Raw genomic sequence first — 25,328 nt, forward strand, 5'->3', positions numbered from 1 at the left:
ACAAATACATGAGGTCTTTTATACTTCGTCTCTGCTTTATGATCTTTATGCTTTCTCTTGTTCTATCGTGTAAGCGGGAGGGGAAGGAAAAAACTTATGTAGTGGGAGTCTCACAATGTTTCAGTAACGATGCCTGGCAGAAAGCCATGTTGCTGGATTTGCAGGTGAAGGCTTCGGATTATCCCAACCTGATACTGAAGATAAAAGACGCTGAAGAAGATAATGATAAACAAGTGGCTGATATCAAGTCATTCATAAAGCAGAAGGTAGACCTTCTTATCATATCACCTAATGAGTCCAAGCCGGTGACACCGGTTGCTGTTGAGGCTTTCCGGGCGGGGATACCGACGGTCATTATCGACCGGAAGATCGATTCGGACGAATATACAGCATATATTGGGGCTGATAATTATGAGATCGGACGTTCGGCAGGTCTGTATGTCAACTCATTGCTCAAGGAGAAAACGACAATTGTCGAAATATGGGGTAGGAAAGGCTCTTCTTCGGCACGCGAACGCCATCAGGGTTTCACAGATGCATTGGTCGGGAATGAGAATATCACGATAAAAGAGGTGACAGGCGGATGGCATTATGAGGAGACAAAGAAGAATATCGCTGCTTTAGGTTCGTTTGACGATATCGATATTGTTTATGCCCATACCGACCGGATGGCGTTGGCTGCCCGGGAAGCGATCCTGTCAAGAGACCCGAGGGCTGCCGAAAGGATCCGGTTTATCGGCATAGATGCTTTGCCCGGTGCGGGGCGGGGGATAGAAGCTGTCAAAAACGGTTACCTGACGGCTTCGTTCTTGTATCCGACAGGGGGTAGCACGGCTATCAAGGTGGCTTGGCAGATATTGACCGGGCAATTCGTCTCCAAAGAATATGCTCTGACATCCGCCCTGATCGACAAAGGAAATGCTGGTACCATGTATCTGCAATCGGAGCAGCTGACCAATTACCAGGAGCAGATTGAGAAGCAACGTAATAACCTGGATGAAATATTTTCGCAATACCGCTTCCTGCAAAACTCGGTAGGGATGATCCTGTTGCTGATGGGGTTATTGATTTTGATGTCTCTTTATGTGATACATATCTACCGGAAGGTACAGAGAAAGAACCATGAATTGAAACGGACGAATATACAGGTGGAACAGCAAAAGGAGGAACTGGCCGCTGCCAACCGCAAGGTCGAGCTGGCGACTGCCCGTAAGTTACAGTTCTTTACCAATGTATCCCATGAAATCAAAACACCTCTCACCTTGATACTTGGCCCGTTGAACAAGTTGTCGAAAGAACTGCCGGAAGGTTCGCCGCTGGCCGACGATATCCATATAATCAAGAAGAATGCGGAACGGTTGAAGCGGGTGGTCAATCAGTTGCTCGATTTTCGCAAAGTGGAGAGTAACAAGATGAATATGCGGGTTACGCAGGTGGAACTGGTCGCTTTTATTGCCGAGGTAAAGTCGTATTTCGAGAATATGGCACAGAGCAGGCAGATAAACTATTCTTTTATTTATGATATCTCTTCTGTCTATCTTTGGGTCGATACGGATAAGATGGAGAAGATACTGGCTAATCTGTTGTCGAACGCCTTTAAGTTTACGCCGGACGGTGGAACCGTAACGATTCGTTTACAGGATCATACGGGTTACATCACTTTGTCCGTGGAAGATAACGGGAAAGGTATTCCCCGTGAGAATATCGCTTCCGTGTTCGACCAGTTCTTTACAGGCGATCAGAATTATATAACCGGGACAGGGATCGGCCTGCATCTTACCCAGGAGTTTGTCAGTATGCATAAAGGACATATCGACGTGCAAAGTACGCCGGGCAAGTTAACCGTCTTTACCGTTGAACTACCGAAAGGCAAATCCCATTTTGACGGGACCTGCACGTTTGCCCCTTCCGTCACCGAGCTATCCAGTGGAGTTGCCGAGTTGGACACGAAAGAAATGGAGGAAATGGTGAACCGTACGTATGATTATACAATCCTCATTGCCGAAGATGATCCTGATATCAGCGCTTATCTGCAGAAAGAATTGCAACGGAATTTTCGCATCTTATTGGCAGAGAACGGGGCGAAAGCCTGGGAGATACTACAGAATGAAGATGTATCGATCGTTTTGAGCGATATCATGATGCCGGAAATGAACGGATATGATTTATGTAAGAAGATAAAGTCGGACATGGCATTCAGCCATATCCCTGTTATCCTGCTAACGGCCTTGTCTGATGACAAGCAACGTATGTATGGTATAGCCAGTGGTGCGGACGAATACATTCAGAAGCCGTTCAATATGGAGGAAGTCAAGTTGCGTATTATCAAACGGCTGGAAGAACGGAGCCGCCTGCGGGAAGCTCTTGCACAGAAACTCCAATCCCCTTCTACTGCCGAGATGAAGTTTGAAAAGGTAGAAAGCCTGGACGAACTGTTTATGAGCAAGTTCGTGAAATTGATAGAAGAGTCGTATGCCGATTCCGATTTCAGTATAGAGAAGGCCAGCGAAATGATCGGACTTTCCCGTGTACACCTCTACCGAAAGGTAAAAGAGCTGACGGGGGTAACGCCAACCGACTTCCTGCGCAATTACCGTTTGAAACGTGCTGCCGTCCTGTTGCAGCAGAAAACATATAATGTGAATGAGGTTGCTTACGCTACCGGCTTCGCTTCGCCGGCATACTTTTCCAAATGTTTTAAAGCCGTATACAACATAACTCCGACCGAATATCCGGGAAAAGAATAACTCTCGTTACATTTATGTAACATCCGTATGTAACTGTTGATACTAAATGAATTATGTAACGATAGTTATTAATCTTGTAGCATTCGTTATCGTCCGTATCCTTTTCTTCCTTTACTTTTGCATCATCAAAAAAGTGGTAAAATAACGAATAAGGTAGTGTGTCTGTATAATGGAAGAAATGAAACAACAAAATAGAAAACCGATCGTAGTCGGTATAGGTGAGCTCCTTTGGGATCTGCTTCCTACTGGAAAGACCGCGGGCGGTGCTCCGATCAATTTTGTTTATCATGCTTCCCGCCTGGGTGCCGAAGGATTTGCTATCAGTGCCATCGGTGATGATGCTAACGGACATGAGATTTTGAACGAACTGGATACTAATTCTATCCGGTATCTGATAGATAAAGTTCCTTATCCGACCGGGACAGTAGATGTCGAGCTGAAGGAGGACGGAATCCCCGAATATACAATTACCGAAAGGGTTGCGTGGGATCATATGTCACCGACGGCCGGTGCTGTCGACCTGGCAGAACAGGCGGATGCGATTTGTTTCGGTACACTTGGACAGCGTTCTTTGCAATCACGTGAAACGATTCAGGCAATTCTTTCTTTTGCACCGGATACGGCATACCGTTTGTTCGATATCAACCTTCGCCAGCATTATTATGATAAGGTCTTGATCGAAGAATCGCTTTACCTGGCCAATGTGCTGAAGATGAATGAAGAGGAAATGCTTCAACTGAAAGACCTGTTCGGACTGAAAGGTTCGGGAGAGGAGGTAGCCACCTGGTTCATGAAGAATTATAATCTGAAAATGGTGGTGCTGACAGGCGGAGCTTCTTATAGTGCCGTGTATACGCCGGAGGGAAGTTCTACATTGCCGACCCCGAAAGTGGAAGTGGTCGATACGGTTGGTGCAGGAGATGCGTTCTCGGCCGCCCTGATAATGTCATTGTTGAAGGGGAGTAGTTTGGAAGAAGCGCACCAGTATGCCGTGAAGATTGCAGCGTTTGTCTGCTCCAATAAAGGTGCATGGCCGGCATACGAATAAATTATGGATGTTTCAATGCTATTATAGATTAGATTGTGTGTATTAGGTATTAGTTTTAAGGCAAAAAGATGGTTAGTTTTAGGTTTTTAGTTTAAGTTGGTGAAAAGGTCCGGAGGTTCCGGGCCTTTTTTGTTGGCTTAAGATGTATAAATTCTGGTTTGTATAAAAAAAGGGATTAGCTATAAGCCAATCCCTTCCGGTGTATTTTTATAAAAAGTATATTAGTACTGTCTTTCCAGTAACCATGCATCCTGGAAATTAGGAGCATACTTTGCTTTGATAGCGTCGCGGCTGTCGGCTGCATCAGCTTTGTCATTGAAGCTGGCAACGATTACGCGTAACATACCTTGTTCGTTTTCACCTAATACAGCGTTGTAGCCATCATTCTGCATACGTTCTTTCAGGGCGTAAGCATTTGTTTTGTTCTTGAAGCTACCGATCACTACACTGTAACGTTTCAGACGGCTTGCGTCTTCACCTTGTGCAGCATTGATCCGTTCCGCACGTGTGGTTGCAGTCGAAGTTCTGGGTTTGGAAACCGGAGCGACTTCCTCTACCACCTCTTCTTCTTGTTCTACTACCTCAACAGGAGCTGTAGATTCTTTTTCTTTGGCCTGTTCGTAAGCAGCCTTATAAGCACTCTGTTTAGGTTTACATGAGCCGAATGCTAATACCATACTTATAGCGGCTCCAAATAACCAAATCTTATTCATACTGTTCAGTTCTTAAATTACTTGTGCAAAGATATAAATTATATTTACTAATTTCGCACACAGAATATAATATATTATAATGTACATGAATAAATCTATTGCAACAATGGTTATGGCAACATCCGTATTACTAGGTGCTTGTAACCAGGATGCTAAAAAAGCAGAGGACACAAGACCCGTTATCGGACGTTCGGAAATCAAGATTACCGACGGACGGATGACACCCGAAGCTCTTTGGGCTATGGGACGTATCGGAGGAATGAATGTTTCTCCGGACGGACAGAAAGTGGTTTATACGGTCGCTTATTACAGTGTGCCGTTGAACACAAGTAACCGGGAAGTGTTTGTTATGAACGCTGACGGATCTGATAACAAGCAGATCACGCACACTCCCTTCTCGGAAAATGAAGCTACCTGGATCAAAGGCGGTACAAAGATCGCTTTCCTTTCAGGCCAAAGCGGCAGCAGCCAGCTCTGGGAAATGAACCCGGACGGAACCGACCGCAAACAACTCTCCGACTATGACGGTGATATCGAAGGTTTTGCCTTCTCGCCCGACGAAAAGAAAGTCCTCTTTATCTCGCAGGTAAAGACGGTACCGAGCACAGCCGACAAATATCCGGATCTGGATAAAGCGACCGGTGTCATTGTCACCGACCTGATGTACAAGCATTGGGACGAATGGGTGACAACTGCCCCGCATCCTTTTGTCGCCGACTTCGATGGCAGCAAGATCAGCAATCCGGTCGATGTGATGGAAGGCGAACTGTTTGAATCGCCGTTGAAACCTTTCGGCGGTATCGAACAACTGGCATGGAATACCACGTCCGACAAGGTAGCGTATACCAGCCGTAAGAAAACGGGAAAAGAATACAGCCTTTCTACCAACTCCGATATTTATGTATATGATCTGAATACCCGGCAGACTGTAAATATCAGTGAAGGGATGATGGGATACGATACCAACCCGCAGTATTCGCCTGATGGTAAAAGTATTGCCTGGTTAAGTATGGAGCACGATGGCTACGAGTCTGATCAGAACCGTTTGATGGTGATGAACCTTGAAACAGGCAAAAAGACTTTCGTTAGTAAGGCTTTCGACTCCAGTGTCGACGGATTCTGCTGGAGTAACGATGCCCGGACAATCTATTTCACCGGTGTATGGCATGGCGAGACTCAGGTATATCAGGTCGACCTGGCGGCAAACAATACGATCACTCCGTTGACAAGCGGAATGTATGATTACGAAGGGGTAACTTTGTGTGGCAACAACAAGCTGCTGGCAAAACGTCACTCCATGAGTATGGGGGATGAGATCTATGCGATCGCTCTCGACGGAGATCATGCCGTTACTCAACTGACAACTGAAAACCAGCACATCTACGACCAGCTGACAATGGGTAAAGTAGAAGAACGTTGGATGAAGACAACCGATGGCAAGGAAATGCTTACCTGGGTGATCTATCCTGCCAACTTCGACCCGAATAAGAAATATCCTACCTTGCTGTTCTGCCAGGGTGGGCCGCAGAGTCCGGTCAGCCAGTTCTGGTCTTATCGTTGGAACTTCCAGATCATGGCAGCCAACGATTATATTATCGTAGCGCCGAACCGCCGTGGTTTGCCGGGCTTCGGTAAAGAATGGAACGAAGCCATCAGCGGCGATTACGGTGGCCAGTGTATGAAGGATTACTTTACGGCTATCGACGAAATGGCGAAAGAACCGTATGTAGATAACGATCGCCTGGGTTGTGTAGGTGCCAGCTTCGGCGGTTTCTCCGTATATTGGTTAGCCGGTCACCACGACAAACGCTTCAAGGCTTTCATTGCCCACGATGGCATCTTCAATATGGAAATGCAATATCTGGAAACAGAAGAAATGTGGTTTGCCAACTGGGATATGGGCGGCGCTTACTGGGAAAAGAATAATCCGGTGGCTCAGCGTACATTCGCCAACTCTCCGCATTTGTTTGTAGATAAATGGGATACCCCGATCCTGTGTATCCACGGAGAAAAAGACTACCGTATCCTTGCCGGTCAGGGAATGGCTGCTTTCAATGCTGCCGTGCTTCGCGGCGTTCCTGCCGAACTGTTGATCTATCCGGATGAAAACCACTGGGTATTGAAACCGCAGAACGGCGTACTATGGCAACGTACTTTCTTCGAATGGCTGGATCAGTGGTTGAAGAAAAACTAATATAAATTAAGAGTATATTTAAAAGCTCGTATTAAGGAAACGCAACTACCTTAATACGAGCTTTTTGTATTCACTCCTGTTAGAACATCACCTTTACCACTTTATCTCCGACCTTGACGATGTAAGTGCCGGAAGGCATTGGGAGATGGGTGTCGCCTGCAACCAGTTCCCGGCTGTGCAGAAGGAGACCAGAGAAAGAATAGACAGATACGGTTTCCGGTTGCGGGACATGGATATCTAAGATGCCTTTCGATGCTCTGATATTAATGCCGTCAGCCTCAACCGAGCCGTTAGCTACCGAACCGGTATTCTTTACAACGCCATCGATAAATATTTCCACATTGCTTCGTACATATTTTATAAGGTATGCTCCATCGCTCGTACGGGGTGTAATCGTTTCGCCCCGATCGGTTGTGACGATGGGTGTCGACTGGTCGTATTCGGGGGCGAGTGTCAGGTAAAAGCGGAAACTGCTCCAACTTTCTACCTCGTATTCGCCGGCTTCGGGATCGGTCGTAATGCCTTCTACTTGCGGGAGTATGACTGAATAATAGGTTATCGGATAATCCGGGCCCGGCCCTGGTTCTGGATTTGGTTCCGGTTCTGGCTCCGGAATCTTATTGAATGTCGCTTCCACTTTTACATCAGAGTTGACAATATAGGCATCGCCTGAAGTAAAATCCGTATCGTTCACTTTTAGGCTGGCTAAGTTATATCCTGTATTGGGAGTAGCAGTGATAGTTAGAACCATACCTCCGGAAATGGGCGAACCTGCCGGGATAGAATTCTGGGTAGGAGACGATACGGTTATTGTACCATTCTGTGGTGTGTCGTATGTAAGGGTAAAAGCTAAGAAATCAGACTTGGGAATATTGGGTTGTACCGGTTTTTCCGGTTGACTGCCCCCTGTGTTTTCGCCAAAGGCTTTTAATACCGGAAGGTTTGTGCCGGAAGGGTCGAACGACCAAACGTTTGTATCGTCCCATTGGTCGAAGGCGTTTCCGGCATCTTTCGTAAAGTTATCGGAAGTGAGATCGTCTCCGTCTTTGCCGGTTGCCTCATTACTCCAATTGCCGGGGATAAGGGGACTGGCAAAATTCGAGGTGAGTGTACCTTGTTTTTCTGCTGTAATGCGTCCATACACTCCGGTGGTAGATTTCAGGAGAGATTGGCTTTCAGTGATTTCGCCTATTCCCTCTTTGTTTAATGCTATGCAATTAATTATACTGCCTTCACCCTGATTCAGACCGGCTATTCCGCCTGCGGCAAAATTTGAAGTTATCTTGCCTGTGGCATAACAATTCTGGATGCAAGTTCCATTGTAATAGTCATATTTATCACCTAATCCGATAATACCTCCTGCAAAGGATTGTGCATTCCCGTCTCTCTCGGCTATTACGTTTGCCGACGAAGAACAATCTTTTATTGTTTCAGATATAGCATATGCGGCAATACCACCAGCAATACCACCTGTCGGGTCTTTACCTATTATATTTCCGGAACTATAACATTCTTGGATGGTACCAAGGCCTATCATTCCGGCAATTCCACCTGCAATAGGCGCTGTGATGTCACCAGAATTCCAACATTTAGATATAGCGAAAAGATAGGTCGTATATTCATAGCCAACGATTCCCCCTGCTGCATATAAAGATGTTACGGAAGCAGAATTGTAACAATCCGTTACGGTTCCTCCCCATTTATTACGTCCCATGATACCACCGGCCTGACCACCGGTTTCTTTTGTGTCAATAACACCTTCGACTGTACACTTTTCAACGTCTCCTTCTGTGAAATATCCGACAACTCCTCCGGCATGAGCTCCTGCTGAGATATCTACATGAACGGTACATTCGGATATTGTGCTGGTTCTGGGAGAGCCACCGACAGCTTGTAAATCGCTTGCGCCGGAAATACCACCGGCATAACTGTTAGGAGTGTCATCCTTCCGCTCATCGACAGCCATAACGGAACCTGAATATTGGCAATTAGTGATAGATGAACCTGTATTTATTCCGATAATCCCTCCGGCAGAAAGGGCTGAAGCATTCGAAAGAACTGCTTTTACATCGGTGGTAATGTTACAATCCGTTATCTCACTACCTATTAATTGTCCGACTAGGCCGCCTACAACTAATTGAATGGAACTGGGTTCATCACCTGTTATGTTTCCTCCTTTTACCCCACATTTTGTTATTTTACTATTCGTAATATAACCGGCCAGTGTACCGATATTATCCACACCTTGCACATGTAAATCTGTTGATGCTATTTCGATCTGTAAATTTTGAACACTACCATTCTCTATACGCCCAAATAAACCGGCATAATTATTATCATCGGTACTAATGGCAGCTAGATTACGGATCGTCTTTTCATCTCCATCCAATATACCTTTGAAAGGATTGCTGTTGTTTTTGCCGATAGGTGTCCATGCCTGCTCCCCTAAGTCTATATCTTCCGTCAGCTTAAAATAAACACCTTGAAAGTTTGTTTTACCGTTTATCGTCCCTCCGTTTTCAAGTGTAAGCTCTTTTCCTCCGGCATTCGTTTGTTGTGCCAGGTAAGCAAGTTCCGAAGCCGAGGCGATTTCGATCGGATTATCTTCCGTGCCGGTTCCGTTGCCGGCATTGACTATTTTAGTTGCAGCTGTGCCATACCAAGCTGTGGTTTGTGCCTGGGTTACGATGGAACAAATAAGAAAAGAAATAAGATAAATCACATTCTTTGCCATAAATCACATGTTGTCCGTTGGTTTGCCGGACTTTAGGATCCATCAGTTCCCGGAGTGGATGGTTATAAAAATAAAGAAGGCGTAGGAACTGTTGATATATCTCCGTTTGAGGCCTTCGACTGCCCTATATACCGATATAAACAACAACCCACGCCCTTTATTGAAATATAAGTATGGTTAGCACATACTTGTATATAACAAAGAAAGGAACGTGAGCGTTCTTGTTGTCTATTATCCGGTATATATGAAAGTGTCGAAGTTTCAAACAGAGGATAATATCTTAAAAACGCTTCTCGTAATCAATAAAATGTACCTTCCGGTATCGCTATACCAGGGTACAGGGGCAAAAGTAGAGAGAACCTTCCGATTATGCAAACAAAAGTGAATCAATTTTCTGCATCCGTTGAAAACAGAGTGCTGATAAATACCTGGCATTACACATTGATATTGATAAAACAACTATCATACTATCACTTTTACTTATAATATATTGTATGTAAGTATTTTAACTTGTGATAGTTAGTCAATTTAACCATCACTTATCTATCACACTACTATCACTCCCTACATAAAAAGTTGCATAGGTAGTATCTTATTTTGAGTAAGTATATGGCTGAAATTCAGTGATATAGTAATATGTGTTGTTTGACATCCGGGTGTCGAGGGTGTCGAGATCCGGGTGTGAGCATCGTCAACATGGGGGGGTGAAATAGGCTGAAACGGGCATCTTGATAACAAGAAGTCTACATCCGGGTGAATTAAGTCTATATGTTTTTTGCAAATAGATAGGGAGCAAACGAAGTATAAGACGCCATGCATAGGCGTAATAAGCATTGATACGCAGTTAAAGAATGTTGCCGCTTGGTTAAAATACAGTTAAAGTGATGGTTGCGTGATAGATGAGTGATAGTTAAATTGACTAACTATCACGGAGTAATCTCCTGATATATAATTGTATATCTCGTAAAGTGATAGTGTGATAGTTGATTTGACTAAAACATTATAGGTAGCCTTCGCAAACAGACTAGGGTAATGCCTGGATACCGGTTATCTCGAACGTCTTTGCGTTTTGCTTTTAGGATTGAAAGAAGTCTTTCTTCCGGCTGCCGGTTTGCCCGGTTTAAAGTTGCCCGTTGTCGGACGTTCTTTTTTAGCGCTTGTGTTCTTTTTAGCAGTCGCGTTACTTTTTCCCGCAGGCTTGCCTTTCTTGGCAGACGCTTCTTCTGTTTTTACCGAGTTGGCGATCTTCTTATATAGAGTCTCTGTCTCGGCAGGAGTCAGGTCGCGGTATTGTCCGATTTTCAGATCGTTCAGATGGATGTGCATGATACGTGTGCGTTGCAGCTTGGTTACATTATACCCCAGATACTCGCACATACGGCGGATCTGGCGGTTAAGCCCCTGGCGCAAAACGATCATAAATGAGTTGGAACCTTTCTGCGTAATTTCGCATTTGCGCGTAACGACTCCCAGGATCGGGATGCCGCCTTGCATGCGTTTAATGAAATCGGCTGTAACCGGCTTGTCTACCGTTACGAAATATTCCTTGTCGTGATTGTTGTTGACACGCAATATCTTGTTGACTATATCGCCCTCATTGGTGAGTAGTAATAATCCCTGTGAATCTTTGTCCAACCGTCCGATCGGAAAGATACGTTCGGAATGTCCGATGGCATTCACTATATTATCCTTTTCAGCAGGATCGGTCGTGCTTACAATGCCTACCGGCTTATTGTAAGCAATGATAATAGACTCCGCCTTGCCGCTGATGATCTCACCAAATACCCTAACCACCTGTCCGGGTAAGACCAGGGTTCCCATTTCTACCTTTTTTCCGTCAAGGGTGACTGCGCCTTGCTCGATATATTTGTCAGCCTCACGTCGCGAACAGAATCCGCTTTCGCTAATGTATTTATTTATTCGTATTTGCATAGTGAAATTAGGAATCTGAATTGGTGAAGGCGCAAAGATAATACAATTTATTGAACCTTCTCCATCTCGATAAAAAAGCAAGACTATCTGAGAGTAGAAATCAGATAGTCTTGCTTTTTATTATAAAGTGAACAATCTTTCGTTACTTTACATCTACTTTTTCTGTAACGGTTTGGGTGATACTCTCTGCTTGTACCAGATAAATGCCGGGTCGTAAATATTCGATAGCAGCTACCGGAGCATTGATGTAGTTCAAGACGCGTATCTGTCTACCGGAGATATCGTAAACCGTTATCTTTGTCAGAGGGTCGGTAGACGAGATGTCTATTCGTCCTTTTGTACCGCTGTAGAATATGATCCGGTTTTGGGCCACAATCTCGTTTGATGTAGCGATTGATCCGTTCAGGAAATAACGTCCGGAAGTATTGCCCGGAACGGTTAATGTCAGATTGTCGGTTACCGGATAGCTCTTGCCAGCCTGTTTGTCGACAAGTGTCACATTCTGCATGGCTCCCGATACTTTGAAGCTTAACTCTACGGGGGTAGCATTTTTACTATGGATACCTACCGGGATTTCAGCTAGTTCCGGAGTTACGTTGATAGCAGTCATCTGATTACCGGCAAGTGTGTAGACCTGCGGGGCGGATACTTCCTCGTTGATCAGCAAGGCGGCATCTTCGCCCTCTACATAGCTGTCCGATGCGGTAACAAGGCCGGCTACGACTGCGGTGTTGCGAACGCCGTCGCGGGTGGCGGTGATGCGCAATTGCGGCAGGGGTTCATCAGCAGGGGAGGAGGTAGCAGATCGCAAACCTGGTTTTCCGGTTGCCGGGGCTTTCGCAATCATGTCGGTGGTGAAAGTGGCAGAAGCCAGATCCTTCACGATGAATGACTGGAGAGGAGCGACATACTTAGGATCTGTATCACTTGTCGAGATGGAATATTCATCACCCAGGATATGGGCAGTCGTACCTGTAGCGGTCATGATATAGTAAGTATTTGTTGACTTACCGTTTAAGAACTTCGCCATATCCAGATGCGACATGAACGGGTTGCCGAACATACCGCCGGTTGCCGAAACATTACAAGAAGTAACAGCACTTTTCCCTTGTTTGTCCGGACTGATATAAAAACGACCATTATCTGTACGATTAGTCAACGATGTTTCATTTCCTTCACTACTACTCGTATTACCATAATATTTATATTTCATATCCGCTTTGGGCAGACGGAACAACACTTTATTAGTAGTACTACCAGCCGTCTTTGTCCCAATAGAAAATCCCGTACCCGGTGTGAAGGGAACATCTACATCGTTATACAAGTTCGACCAACTGCCTTTGATTCCATAGTTGACTCTTGTAGAACCAGAACCATCGGGACGAACAACCGTAGCCGTTGCCTTATCCCATCCGCGCATATAGACAGCCGGATTCCAACGGGTATAGTTTGTGTTATCATAGTTGATCTCCCCAAACGCCGGTGTTTCCTGACGTGCATACTTACCTACTGTCGAAGTTCCTATCGGTAAATACATATCCCCCGACACCACGCCTTTCAAGGGCGATGCGAGCATGTACCAGCGGTTCGGAGACATTTCATAATCTACATGAGCCTTGTTGTAGGTCAGGTATTCCGTATGCAGGATTTCCGATTCGGGCTTGATGTAGATTTCGTTGCAAGTGTTGCCGTAGAAGCGTACGCAGGAGTAGTTGTGAATTGAACTGGCTTTATCCGGATTAGCTACACTTCCGAACAACTCTTGTTCATAATCAGGGTCGGCAAGCAAATCGTACTCGATGTTCTTGGTGGCGGCACCGATAGTTGCATCCATGTTTGCCGGAGCCATATCCAACAAGGCTTTCGGATCTGTTGTCCGTTTGCTCAATTTGTATAAATGCGGATAGGCGGCATAAGCTGTACCACCATTATCGGCAATCGTCACTTTCGTGAAACGCATCGGGGTGTAGGCTTCATCGTGTGTACCATTTGCCTCTGCCTCCGTATTATTACCTGATATGTAAAGTTCACTATTATTAGACCGTCTCCAATGCTTCGGCCCGTCGTTGTTCCAGTTGTGCATACCTTCTACGCTTCCTACCCACGTCACGTATTGGGGGACGATTTTGAGGGTGAGTTGGAAAGAACCGGTATAAGTGGTATTACTTTCTTCATTTTTTACGGAATAAGGTATATCGACCATATACCAAAAACCTTCTTTGAAGTTGTCAACGGCTTTCTGGTTGAATTTGATTTTGAAATAATTTGTAGCCCAGGCTGCTGTTATAGCCTTATCGACAAGTTCCTCCAAAGTTGCAACCGGATCTGAGTTATTATAGTTCTTATCAGAAGTCTTCAAAACCGTTATGTTGGTATTTGCAGCCTTGGCGAATGTCTCACCCTTTTCCGATTTGCGGGTATAAATCGGAATACGCAATGTTCCATTGTTCGCTTGCATATCTTTTATCTGAACAAAGCCGACACGGACAGAGCGGACATGTTTGCCTCCCAAATCATCCGGCTGGTCAGGATTATCCGGGTCTTTGGGGTCCGGGTCTTTGGGATCATCCGGATCTTTAGGATTGGGTACGTCGGGATCACCCGGCTCTATAGTCGGAGGATTCGGACCTAATTGGATTACGACAGGGTCCGGGCAATACAAATTTTCATCAATCGCATTATCATTACTATCTTTTTGTTGAGCTTGTGGCAAACCTATAATTGTTTGGTATCTGTTTACCATGTAGTACTCAAAAGACGGGGTATCAAAAATAAATTTTCCGCTTTTTGTATCCTTGTTATATTCTTCTCCATAAGTGATTAAAGCTCTTTTTATATCATCGCTCTGATCCGTATCTGTAGAATGGCGCTTTAGTGCCTCTGCTATTGTGTACGTCTTACCAGATACTTGTACTGTTTTTGTATTAAATTCTACGACATCTCCAATAAACCAGTCAAACTTGGCATCTTTCAATGTCGTCCATGTTCCGTTATCCAAATATCGGAAATTACCGGCTATTTTATATCTTTTTCCCTGTTCCGCATTTTCCGGCGATGAGATTTCAGTATCCAACTTGTCGCCTTCAAATATTGTAAAGCGATCTCCCGTGACGGAAATTAGAAACGGATCTCCGATTAAAGCACAATCATCACACTGGGTAGGCACACTTGGGTGACCTATCGGCTGAGTGGAAATTCTGGCTATATACTTTTTTTTAGGATCGAAATATTTACCAATATCAAGAGGCAGAGAATAGATTTTATCCGTCGAATTTTTCCCCGCATCTTCAATCGACGAATCAACCCAGGCCATATCTTTTATACGAGTAGAAAGATAGGAAACACGGCAAAGTTCTTTTTCCCCATCACCATCGTAATCAATTGAAATGGGGTTGTCTAATTTGCCATCTTCGTAAACTGAATAATAGATTTTTGTAAAATATTCTACAGCATCTTTTTCGTTACCTGGATATTGTCTACTTATATAATCTCTCAATTCTTTAGGCAAGGTATCATCATCCCATTCGACATCTTTATTTATACCATCCACTTTTATGTTTTCGGTCAACCCCATTATACGCATTATATTACTATAACTTGTACCGTATTTGACCGTGTTTAGATCTGTATCACACAAGTCGCCGGCTTGCACGATTTCAACTTCCGGCTTTCTTTTGAAGATACGGATGTCGTCGATGGCATAGTCGGCTCCGTCGGTGTGGGGCTCGTTGTTTTGAACTTCCAGGTAGAAGTTATTAGGAATACAACCTTCGATCTTGTTCTCAGGAACGACAAACTTATAATGGAATTGTTGCCATTGCATGAGGTTTTTATTATACTTATTTTTATTTGGATTGTTTTGTTCTTCTGTTTTTGTTGCTTGGCTATTATTGGGAGGATTAAGTTCATTTACACCAGTGTAGTCTGTTAATGCATCTCCTGTAGTAAACCGATGAAGAACAATATCTTCTCCCTTTTCGCTTTTTCCTTTAAGTATCACATTCAAGTTTGGAGCTAATGGCAAAGGAAGACCAGCTGTCCATACATCACATCCAGGGCGCGTCATATCTGCCAACCATCCGGTAATTGTCAATTCCGTATTTCCACAGATAGTACCTTCTATTGGAATAGAAACTAAAGTTCCGGGTTCATCTGTTGCATCTACGTAATAAAAATAACCGTATTTTCCTTCTCCTTTTTCGCTTGTCACTGAATAGGTTCGGTCATACAATTCTGTACTTTGATAGTTAGGAATTTTATAATATAGGTTATCTATCTGGGGTGTTAACCACTTATAGCGTCTGTTTACATTGTTTATTGTTGAACAAAGGCCATCATGTTTAGAATATAATGCATTCGCACTTCTAAATAAGCCATACATTCCCGGATATGAAGTATAACTTTTGTCGGAAATATCCAATAAAGATTTTCCATTTTTATATATAAATCCGTAAGTCGTTTCAGACTGGTTAAAAGAACCTAAGGGGTTATCCGACATATTATCACCAGACACTATATTTGTAGGCAATTTATCTTCTGTATTTTGATCAAAACTGACAAGCCCAATTTGTTGATATTTCTTACTATTCCCTCTGGGCCATCTGTCATGATTTTGCTTGTCAATACCACTAAATTCGCTTTCTAACATAAACTTGGCATTCGTAATCGGATGAAAATTAAAAGTGGCAATAACCTTGCTTTGATGGGGGGTAGTTTCATTACAAATGGCTCGAATATCTATCTTTAAATCTTTATTTTTTAATTCATCTTTTATTTCTATTCTCTGCGTCTGTTGCATTTTCAATTCCGCTTTTTTAGTCGTAAGATGAAATTTTTTAAATGCACCATCACTCTCACTATTTATTCGATATTCAAAATCAGATCCTTGGTGAACTTTATCTTCATCAAACCAGAAATAATTATCCGGTGTATAAGGCATAGATACATTTATAGCAGGAGCATCTTGTGGGAAATCTACATCATAACTTGTTGTCTCCTGCTTATAAGAAGGACACTTATCAGCCTTTTGGATTACATATTTATATCGTTTTAACAGGGTGGGTTCTGTATATGATTTATTTGTATTATTCCATTCACCATCCTGATAAATACTCACATCACAATACACTATATCACCATCTTCATAGTTTTTTGGCAATGTATAGGCTATAGTAGAGGCATCGATTCCTAAGCCATATTTATACTTATTCTGATCATCAGGATAAGTATCTGTGTAGCTAGCGAGTTCTCCATTTGTTTGCTCGTTTATAACTTTTTCATCTTTTAGTCGATTTGACCAAATCAACCCCTTGGTATTTGTAACCGAAATAAAATAGTCGTGTGTTTGGTATGCACTTTTATTATTTGTATTACATATACCCAAAGTACTTCCTCTATTAGAAGCATCAGTCTTGGTGACAGTTATTGAATGATGTTTTATTCTATCTGTTATAAAATTGTTCCCGTTTTTTACATACCAATGAACAAACCAGTTGTAAGAATTATCATACTTACTTCTATTGGTAGTATTGCTTCCCTTCGTATTTGTATTCAATACCGGGATCGACAACACACGTGGCTTATCAGGATCAACATAAATAATCTTTTCTTCTACATGCACTTCTTCATGATTTTTTGAAAAAGTCAGAGAAATTTCCGGCCTATCCACAACCTCTTGTCCCCAAGCCATCCAGCCGCCTCCGCCAACCAGCAGGGCGAACGACAGGAAGAGCATCCGGAGCCATCTGTCGTATATTAGTTTATTTCGTTTCATTGTATTCTTAATTTAGTTGTTATATCTGTTTTTTATATGGAATCTATCTAGGTAAGGATAAACACTCAATCCTTACCTAGATAGACAGTCTATCCCTAAGTGGATTTTAAGGTTTTTGGGAAAATATATCCGCAAACTTCAACTGAATTTGGAAAGTGGCCAAAACGGCACCATCTTTCTTTGCTACCAGCTCGAATGTCGCGCTTTGCTCCTCAGTGGCAGCACCGACCATGCGGCCGCCTGTGATTTGCCATTTTCCAGTAGTATTTTTTGTCACACTATTAGGGGCTTCCGCTAACAAATCACCCTTGTTTACGTTTCCGATACTCCAATCTACTCGTTCTGAGATATCTCCTTCATTATTTTCTTGCGAAACCAACTCTTTGATCGTAATTGTAAACGGACCACCGCCATATACCGTACAAACTAAATCTGTTATGCCATCGCTTGTAACTGAAGACTCCGGATATCCTCCGATCGGCGGATTCTCATTGCTTACGGATAAAAGTGTAAGCTGATAAGAGGTGAACTCGATGTTCAGATTCCAGACATGATTGCGGGGAATCTGACGAAGGGCGGTGATTTTTTTCCCTTGATGCGGATTTTTATCTGCCGGATGCTTGTCACTACTTGTTTCTAAATTCACCTCAAACCCATTGGTAGCTTCCGACTCGTTCACATAGTACCAATCAGACTCTGTGAAGTCCTCCATTGTAGCCTCAAGTATCACATCTTTGAAAAGATTTTCAATCGAATAACCTTTCCCTGTCATTTCCGAAAACTTATCCGCTTTAAAAAGATTCCCTTTCGTATTAAACTTGCCTAAAGTCAAACCGGTTACAGTAATCGGGTGGCTCGTGTTGTTACGCATCCTGACTTTCAGGCGGCTCACCAGGCGAACCAAATAGATCGGTTTCACCCCTTTTGCCGGAACCCATTCTTCCTGCACACTCATGGGAAGGAATTTTTGCGTTTCAGAAATTTTATTGACGCCTGATTCCCAAAAAACAGTAGGGGGTAACGTTGGCATAGAAGCCCCTTCCGTTGTTGCAACGATATCTTTTAAGGGGTCGTCTTTCAGCGATTCCCAATTGGCAAACGCATAAATTCGCTTCGCTCCGCCGGTGATTTCGAAAGGACCGGACTTCCAGCTTGTCAGTTCGCCATCTTGGGCTTTTGAATCATTACTCAAATTCGGCTGGAACTTCTTTTCCACTTTGCCGTCCGTATTCACGATAAACACCACCAACGAGTGGATTTGTTCGCCGGGCAAAGCGGCCGGAGCATCGGCTTTCGTTTGCAACGATTGCGAAATATTGGAAATACCTACCGACAAGTCTACCTCCACCATGTCGGGGAGGTCGGGCTCGCCGTTCCCGCCCCGTTCGCCGCTTACGCAACCGAATGCAAGCAGGGCAAACAGGCCGGCAAGCAACGGCAGGCTCTTGTATTGTTTCAATCTGCTTTTCATAATCCCATCTCCTCATTACCTAATGTCAAATCTTCGAGGCGGATAATCCAGTCGTCTACCACCACTTCGAGGCAGTGTGCACGTCCTCCGGCGATATCTACATAGGCGGTGATCACATACTCGTCTTGGCGATCCAGATATTCCTGACCTTCCAGTTTATGCGATGCAATCTGCGTCAGCTTTAAGAGTTCCGTCAGGTTGACGTTGATGAACGGCGTTTCTTCGCTCGCATAACGGATGCGTAATGTGCCGGTTCCGTTGTCTATCAGGCGGAGTGTGTTCAGTTCGGTACAAACGGCTTCGTAGGCAACGGTTTCATTGCCGGCAGCTTTGACCGTCTCTACCTGTTGCAGGTAGGGCAACCAGGTGATGCGGGTGGGCGAAAGCGGGTTGTTGTGCGAATCGAGATCGCTGTTTGTCGTGGTGACAACGAAGTTGAAGGCTTCCTTTGTCAGCTCTGTGCCCCGGTTGGCATCGATCAGGATGAAGCGTATTTTGTTGGTATTCTTCACCAACGGAAATTCGGTGTCGGTAGCACCGCCCACGGGGATCGTGTAGTTGAGTTCGCCCTGGAAAAGGCCCGACAATTCGCGGTCTACACGGTTTTCGACCGTTTGTACCGCCATGCGGAAATCGTCGATGGGAGAACCCGGAGACGGTTCGGTCCAGGTATAATCCTGTGCATTTAATCCGGCCCACGCCAAAAGGCGGTAGTCGCCCGGATTCAAATCGCTCAGGTCTATTTCGTTTCTGTCCAGTTCTTCGCCTTCGATTAATCTGGAAGAAAGGAATTTACCTTCGTTGTCGTAAATATACAAACGAACGTTTTTTGCCATTTCCTGATTTTTCATTTCGTAGGCAAAAGCATCGGCATGTTTGATGTTATGACGGTATACGAAACGCAATGTGTGCCGGCAAAGAGGTAAGTCGGCATGGATATAATCGCATGAAAACAGACCGGTCAGGCAGAGTGCTGCCAGTACCGGAAAGATAAGATATATTATTTTTTTATGGTGTTTCATTGTTTTCTAATTTTAATTTAGAAGTAAAGAGTTTCATCGGGGAGTCCTTCCCACGGTTTTACGATTACCTCGATTTCAATATTCAAATCGGGATTATCGGGGTCGTCCGGATCGTCCGGATCATCTGGTCCGGGTGGATCGGGCGGGGTAGGCTCATCCGGGGCTTCGGGATCCGGATCAAATGGCGGTTCGTAGGGGATGTCTTTACCCAGGCCGTGGATATTGCGGATATGCAGTTTATAAACGTTATTCCGCACGATGGCATACTCCATAATACCTTTCGAAGGATGGTTGTTGTTGGAGTGGCGTATCCAGTGTGTATAGTAGCAGATCCCGTTGGCGTAGGTATGCAGCGCATAGCGTGCCAGCAATCGGCGGGTGTCTTTACCGTTTAGATTGATGGCGGGCGTTCCGTCGGTATTCGTGGAATAGCCGAATGTGGCATACATATAATTGTTCCAGTCGAGCAAAGCGGCTTCGGCTTCGGTGAGTTTGCTGGCGGTATCTTTGTCCTTCAATTGACGGTTCAGGTAACGGTTGTAGCCTGTCGGGTCGTTCTTTTTCATCCCTTCCGCCAGTGCTTTGACATCTCCCCAGGTTTTGCCGGCAAAGTTGTAAGTTACTACATTTGTACCGTTGCCGGAAAATGCGGTCATTGCAGCTTCGATAGACCCGTAGATTACGTCACCGAAAGAGAAGAAGGTAAACGCGTTGCCGTCGGCTCCGGCCTGTTCGGTGTTGTTTCCGGTAGCCGGGTTGTAAGCTATATATTTTTTAGGAACGTATACTGCCTTGAAAACGACTCCGGTATTGATGTAAGGGGATTGTTCGGTTTTCGAGACGGTATTTTCTTTTGTGTAACCGATCCGGTACCAGTCTCCAACGCGTTCTCCCAGTCCGGGTGCGAATTTCCAGTTGGCGGTAGAAGTGCCGTAGCCTGTGAAATAGTTTTCATACAAAGAAGATAATGCTTGCCCGGAGCCGGAGGGTCGGTCGGGGTTGAATACCAGGCGGTTGACGTTTTCCAGTGTTTTGATCCGGCTCCAAGGGTCGAGTACATAGTTAGTTTGGTGATCGCCCCATTCGGGAAGTTCCAGGCCGAGATACTCGAGTGTGTTTTCAGAGCCGTAGGAACCATCAGAGGCTGCTCCGATTATGCGTTTGAGCATGTAGGAACCGGCATTGAATTTGTTGACGATCAATGCGCCGGCGATTGTTACGCTAGCTTTTCCCGTTGTTTGGTCTGCCACTTCGTAATAATCTCCAACTGTCCGGAAATCAACGCGAGCGGCATGCCGCTCCGCCTCGACCACAGCCGAGGCGGGATTGTCAATACTATTGTCCCCGCAAATATACACCCGTTCGTCTAAATGGCCGTCCGAGGCCATGACGAACCGGGTGTATTTGCCGTTATTTTCCGTCCAGGCACGTTTTTGCAGATAGTCGCGTACACCTCCCAGAGTCAATCCCTGAAGTTGCGGGCGTATGTTGCCTGTATTAGTGATTACTAGCAGGTCGTACCATCCGCCGGGTAAACCTACAAGTACAGGTTCGGTTTTATTGTCGCCCTGTATGGCATTACGGTCCAGGTACATAATCTTGTCGATAGGAGTTGATGCGGGCGAATTTACACCGTTTGTCCCTTGGTAGAAAAGCAACATCAGGTCGTCGATACGTGTTTCGTAATCCTGGCCCGGTTCATAGCCGTCACCGTTTTCGCCGCCGGTAGGATTCGAGCGGGTAGGGGTATGGGCTGATGAACAGCTGATGGTCAGGCTGAGATAGTTTTCTTCCGTCACATTCCCGTTTCCGTCATCTCTGTCGAAGCGTACTTCGTTTGTACAACCTACTAATATAAGATAAGCGGTTGTACAGACGGATAAAAGATATTTATATGTTATGTTCATGATCGATCATTGTTTTGAAGTTTCTTATTCTTCACGTTTCGCCTTGATCTGTTCAAGGTTTGCTTTAGCAGGTTTGCTTGCAACAGGGCTGTTTTGCAGGGTGTTCAAGATAACTTCCGCACCATCCAGATCTCCGCGTAACATGAGGATTGCCGCCTGTGCAAGCTGTTTCTCGTCGCCTTCGGCTGCTTTCTGAAGGTAACGCTCCGCCTGTTCCAGTTGACCGTTGCGAATAGCTGTGTTTGCGGCATTCAGGTTGGAGACTGGATCATCGGGGAACATCCGCACGGCGATTTCGAATACTTCGTTATACTTTGCACTTCCGGCCTCATAGGTTTGTGCCACCATGAACATTTCATTCAGGCTCAACTGTTTGGGGTCGGTGTAGATGAGTGATTTCGCTTCTTCGGCCGTAAAATTGCGGATATTGTATTTCACAACATAGTCCGAATGGCGTAGGGCGGGATAAATATCACGCAGCAGGATCTTGTAGGAAGCACCGCCGTTTAGCGTCTTCAGTTTCAGCTCCTTCTTGTCCATGTCGCGCGGTTCCGGATTGCGGATGATGGCGAGCAGTTCCGCCTTGTCGGGAAGGTTCATATCTTCCAGCCGCTTTTCCAAACCTTCCCAGTCTTCCGGCTCGAAGTCGACGCTAAATGTGGCGTGTTCGAAGCGGTAGAGGCTTTTCACGTAGTCGCGCAGTGCCTTGGCACGGTTTTCTGCTAAATAGGTGTTGTTGGCGTAAGTCCCTTCGGGAGAGGCGAAACCTTTGATCCATACTTCTGTGATGGTAGCGTAAGGGTCATCCTTTACCGACTCGATCGTGGCACGGATAGCAGCCAGTTCGCGCGGGTTATTACGATAGTCAGGATAAATCGTGATCTTATTGACCGGGAAGTCTAAGAATGCTTTTCCCTCTATTGCACGTGCCTTTACTGCTTCTGCTTCCGGGGTACGATATGCCAGCAACGGTTTCAGAATAACCGGTTCTGCCAAATTGATAGGGAAAAGAGGATGACGATCGTTTTGCAAAGCTTCCCAGCCACAACCGCAAAGGTCGGTGATGAGAGAGACTTCCGATTTTTTCATCCAGGGTGCCATTGGCGTGCGCGTTGTATATTCGAAAGTTTGTTCTTTTTTGTTTTGACGGCGCAGTTCGTATTCATTGTGTGTCGTATAAGTACGACCTGTGCGTTCATATAGGATATGACGATCACGCCCATTGACAATCAGAGGTGTTAGGGTGCGTATGCTGTCGCCGGCCGTAATGACCGGGGTACAAACGAGACTACGGTCGGACGGAACTTCGATTTCACTGAAGTCTAAAGTCATACCTACAATCAAGGTATTGTCCGTTTTCTCTACGATTTTGTCTTTTACTTTAATCTCTTGTGCCTGCGGTGCGATCGCAACCACCAAGCCGGATAGGATTAGCAATATGTTTTTATTTATTTTCATAAGGCTACGGTCTTTAAAATTGGTAAATAAGGTTGATAGCGGCCTGTGTCGGGCCAAAATAATGTTTTTTGATATATTTTTCACGGCGTCCGCAGTTTGTGCACGGGTACTTTTCTGATTCGAGATAAAGATAACCCACACCGACTGTAGCTTCCATGTTCCAATGTTTGGACAATATCCAGGAGTATCCGTAACTAACACCTACACCGGCACCCCATCCCTGGTGACGTTCGTTCTCTGTACCTAATATTTTAATATCTGAAATATTGTAAAGAACGTATGGTATATGCAGGCCGATAAAATGTTTATAAAAACTTTCGCAAAACCAATAGCGCATTTCAGGATGTACGTGTAAGTGTTTGAGTGATTTTCCGTAGCTGCCATCGTCTTTTTTACCGTCAAAGGGGTTTAGTCCGAGTTCTGCGTCAAATGTCCAGTGCCGTGCCAGGCGTACTTCGCCTCCAAGATTAAAAGTTCCTGTTCCCCAATATGGGATGTTGGTTTTAAGTCCGAAGACGGAGCCACGGCCTTCGGATATAGAACCTCGAATAGGTCGTATTTCTTGTCTGAGCGATGTCTCCTGTGCCGTTGCCAAGAAAGGCAAGACACAAAGAGCAATTTGTAAAATTGTCTTTCTCATCTTGCAATCGATTATTTATGTTATTTATTCTTTTTTCTGTGCGGTTATTTAATATTATTACCAAGTGTATAATCTTTCCTATCTTTTTAATCAAAGAGCTAATGATTAGCAAATGTATATGAAATCTCAATATAAAAGAAATGTGAAAAGTGTGTGGTTTGTTCACAAATTGATACAAATTGGTTTATTTATTTATAATAAATTTGATAAACAACGGGATTGTCTTATGGTTAAAATAAATCGATTTAGTTTTTTTAAGTTTTTTAATTAAAAAGGATGGTTATTTTACTATTATGATCGGTTTTTCAAGATTATGAAGATTATCAATCGTTTTTATTGTTGGGAAAGACTCAATCGATTAAATCTTCTCCATAATAATATGCCTAAGGTTGTCAGACTTACAGGGAAGCCACACCAGATACCAATTGCTCCCCAATCGAAGATGAATCCGCAGATGTATCCTATCGGCAAAGCTAATCCGAAATGGCAAACAAATGCGCAATAAGCCATATATTTCACATCGGCAATGCCACGTAATGCATTGGCAAACAGTATTTGCAATCCGTCCCCGAACTGATACAGGATAACCGACCACGACAGAAGGGCAACCATCGCCACCACATCATGCTCGGGAGTAAACAAATATCCCATGTTTTTATGGAAGGCGAGAATGAACAGGACAAATATAACCGCCACTCCCATGATCAGGTGCAGCCCGGCAAAAGAAGCCCGGCGTATATCCAACCAGTTTCCCTGCCCTTTGAAAGCACTTACCCGGATGGTGACCGCTGCCGCAATACCGTAATACACCATGAATCCTAATGTCGTAATGACACCCAGCACCTGATGCGCTGCCAATGCCGTACTGCCTATCCATCCCATCATGATTACGCTCAGGCTGAATGAACCCGTTTCGACTCCCATCAACAGGCCGACCGGAAATCCCATCCGGATCAGGTTGCTGAGATTCACCCGGTTGATGACTCCTTCCCTGAACCCTTTCAGGTATTCTTTATATTTACTGTGGCGGAAGAACAGGATAAGGAAAACAATGAATGTCAGGATACGGCTGACCAGGGTGGAGATCCCGGCACCTGTCAGCCCCATTTCCGGTACGCCGCATTTCCCGTAGATAAGGAAATAGTTCCCGATGATATTGAGTACATTGGCTCCAAGCATGATCCACATAGGGGTAACCGTGTCGGTCGTCCCGTCGCTGAATTGCTTGAAGGAGTTGAACAACATGGCGAATATGACGGAAAATAACTGGAGAATGTAATAGGGGACGATATAGGGCATCAGCTCTTCCGGCTGGTTCAATATGTCGATATTCAAGAGCAGCGAAAGCATACAAAGGCAGAGCAGTATGCCGACGATGAAGTTGATCAATAAACTGTTCTTCAATGTCTCCCCGGCTTTGCGAAGCTCTTTGCCGGCAAAAAGACCGCCGATAATGGGAGTGAGGCCGTACGAGAAGCCCATCCCGAAGATGAAAGCCAGGTTAAAGAAATTGTTTACGAATGAGGCGGCCGCCAGTTCGTTGGTGCTATGGTGGCCTACCATTATGTTATCGGCAAAGCCTACAATAATAATGCCCAGCTGTCCCAACATGATCGGGACACCCAGGCGTATTGTTTGTTTATAATGTTCTTTGTAAGTAGAGAATTGTATCATTCAGAAATGCAAATC

The 25,328-nt window shown here is 44.7% G+C and carries 13 protein-coding genes; 3 read left to right on the forward strand and 10 right to left on the reverse strand.

All coding sequences use genetic code 11. The annotated features are described in order from the left end of the window. Nucleotides 1-8 precede the first annotated feature (8 nt). Complete coding sequence (locus HMPREF1212_RS05565) at nt 9-2,747, forward strand: hybrid sensor histidine kinase/response regulator transcription factor (RefSeq protein ID WP_046148699.1); 2,739 nt, start codon at nt 9-11, stop codon at nt 2,745-2,747. Between the two features lie 178 nt (nt 2,748-2,925). Continuing rightward, nucleotides 2,926-3,795, forward strand: a complete 870-nt coding sequence (locus HMPREF1212_RS05570) for a carbohydrate kinase family protein (protein ID WP_369800802.1) — start codon at nt 2,926-2,928, stop codon at nt 3,793-3,795. 221 nt (nt 3,796-4,016) lie between these two features. On the opposite strand, the gene HMPREF1212_RS05575 is transcribed toward HMPREF1212_RS05570, so the two are convergent. Further along, nucleotides 4,017-4,508 (reverse strand): SPOR domain-containing protein, encoded by a 492-nt coding sequence (locus HMPREF1212_RS05575; protein ID WP_028727458.1) that lies wholly within the window; start codon nt 4,506-4,508, stop codon nt 4,017-4,019. An 85-nt stretch (nt 4,509-4,593) separates the two neighbouring features. Between HMPREF1212_RS05575 and HMPREF1212_RS05580 the strand changes: the two genes are divergently transcribed. Next, nucleotides 4,594-6,702, forward strand: coding sequence for a dipeptidyl-peptidase Dpp5 (locus HMPREF1212_RS05580; protein ID WP_198293252.1), 2,109 nt, complete (start codon nt 4,594-4,596; stop codon nt 6,700-6,702). A 79-nt stretch (nt 6,703-6,781) separates the two neighbouring features. Here the strand turns inward: HMPREF1212_RS05580 and HMPREF1212_RS05585 are convergent, their stop codons facing one another. From HMPREF1212_RS05585 to HMPREF1212_RS05625, 9 genes are all read right to left on the reverse strand, one after another. Next, on the reverse strand, nt 6,782-9,436 hold the full coding sequence (locus tag HMPREF1212_RS05585) for an InlB B-repeat-containing protein (protein ID WP_046148702.1): 2,655 nt from the start codon (nt 9,434-9,436) through the stop codon (nt 6,782-6,784). Nucleotides 9,437-10,483: 1,047 nt separating this feature from the next. After that, nucleotides 10,484-11,368, reverse strand: a complete 885-nt coding sequence (gene rluF, locus HMPREF1212_RS05590) for a 23S rRNA pseudouridine(2604) synthase RluF (protein ID WP_046148703.1) — start codon at nt 11,366-11,368, stop codon at nt 10,484-10,486. 142 nt (nt 11,369-11,510) lie between these two features. Then, nucleotides 11,511-17,141: a T9SS type A sorting domain-containing protein gene (locus HMPREF1212_RS05595; protein ID WP_046148704.1), complete on the reverse strand. Its 5,631-nt coding sequence runs from the start codon at nt 17,139-17,141 to the stop codon at nt 11,511-11,513. A 106-nt stretch (nt 17,142-17,247) separates the two neighbouring features. Further along, nucleotides 17,248-18,612: a hypothetical protein gene (locus HMPREF1212_RS05600; protein ID WP_046148705.1), complete on the reverse strand. Its 1,365-nt coding sequence runs from the start codon at nt 18,610-18,612 to the stop codon at nt 17,248-17,250. Continuing rightward, a complete protein-coding gene (locus tag HMPREF1212_RS05605; RefSeq protein ID WP_046148706.1) occupies nt 18,609-19,634 on the reverse strand; it encodes a FimB/Mfa2 family fimbrial subunit in 1,026 nt (341 codons plus the stop codon). Before HMPREF1212_RS05605 ends, HMPREF1212_RS05600 begins: the two co-directional genes overlap by 4 nt. A gap of 17 nt (nt 19,635-19,651) precedes the next feature. After that, the gene (locus HMPREF1212_RS05610) at nt 19,652-21,541 is read right to left on the reverse strand and encodes an Mfa1 family fimbria major subunit (RefSeq protein ID WP_046148707.1); all 1,890 of its coding nucleotides are present in this window, start codon (nt 21,539-21,541) and stop codon (nt 19,652-19,654) included. A 24-nt stretch (nt 21,542-21,565) separates the two neighbouring features. Further along, nucleotides 21,566-22,999, reverse strand: a complete 1,434-nt coding sequence (locus HMPREF1212_RS05615) for a DUF3868 domain-containing protein (RefSeq protein ID WP_046148708.1) — start codon at nt 22,997-22,999, stop codon at nt 21,566-21,568. Between the two features lie 13 nt (nt 23,000-23,012). Beyond that, nucleotides 23,013-23,639 carry a DUF3575 domain-containing protein gene (locus HMPREF1212_RS05620; protein WP_028727466.1) on the reverse strand — a complete coding sequence of 209 codons (627 nt, stop codon included), beginning with the start codon at nt 23,637-23,639 and terminating at the stop codon, nt 23,013-23,015. 333 nt (nt 23,640-23,972) lie between these two features. Continuing rightward, complete coding sequence (locus tag HMPREF1212_RS05625; RefSeq protein ID WP_046148709.1) at nt 23,973-25,313, reverse strand: MATE family efflux transporter; 1,341 nt, start codon at nt 25,311-25,313, stop codon at nt 23,973-23,975. Between the last annotated feature and the right edge of the window lie 15 nt (nt 25,314-25,328).

It is taken from the genome of Parabacteroides sp. HGS0025 (assembly GCF_000969845.1).
GTDB classification, from domain to species: domain Bacteria; phylum Bacteroidota; class Bacteroidia; order Bacteroidales; family Tannerellaceae; genus Parabacteroides; species Parabacteroides gordonii.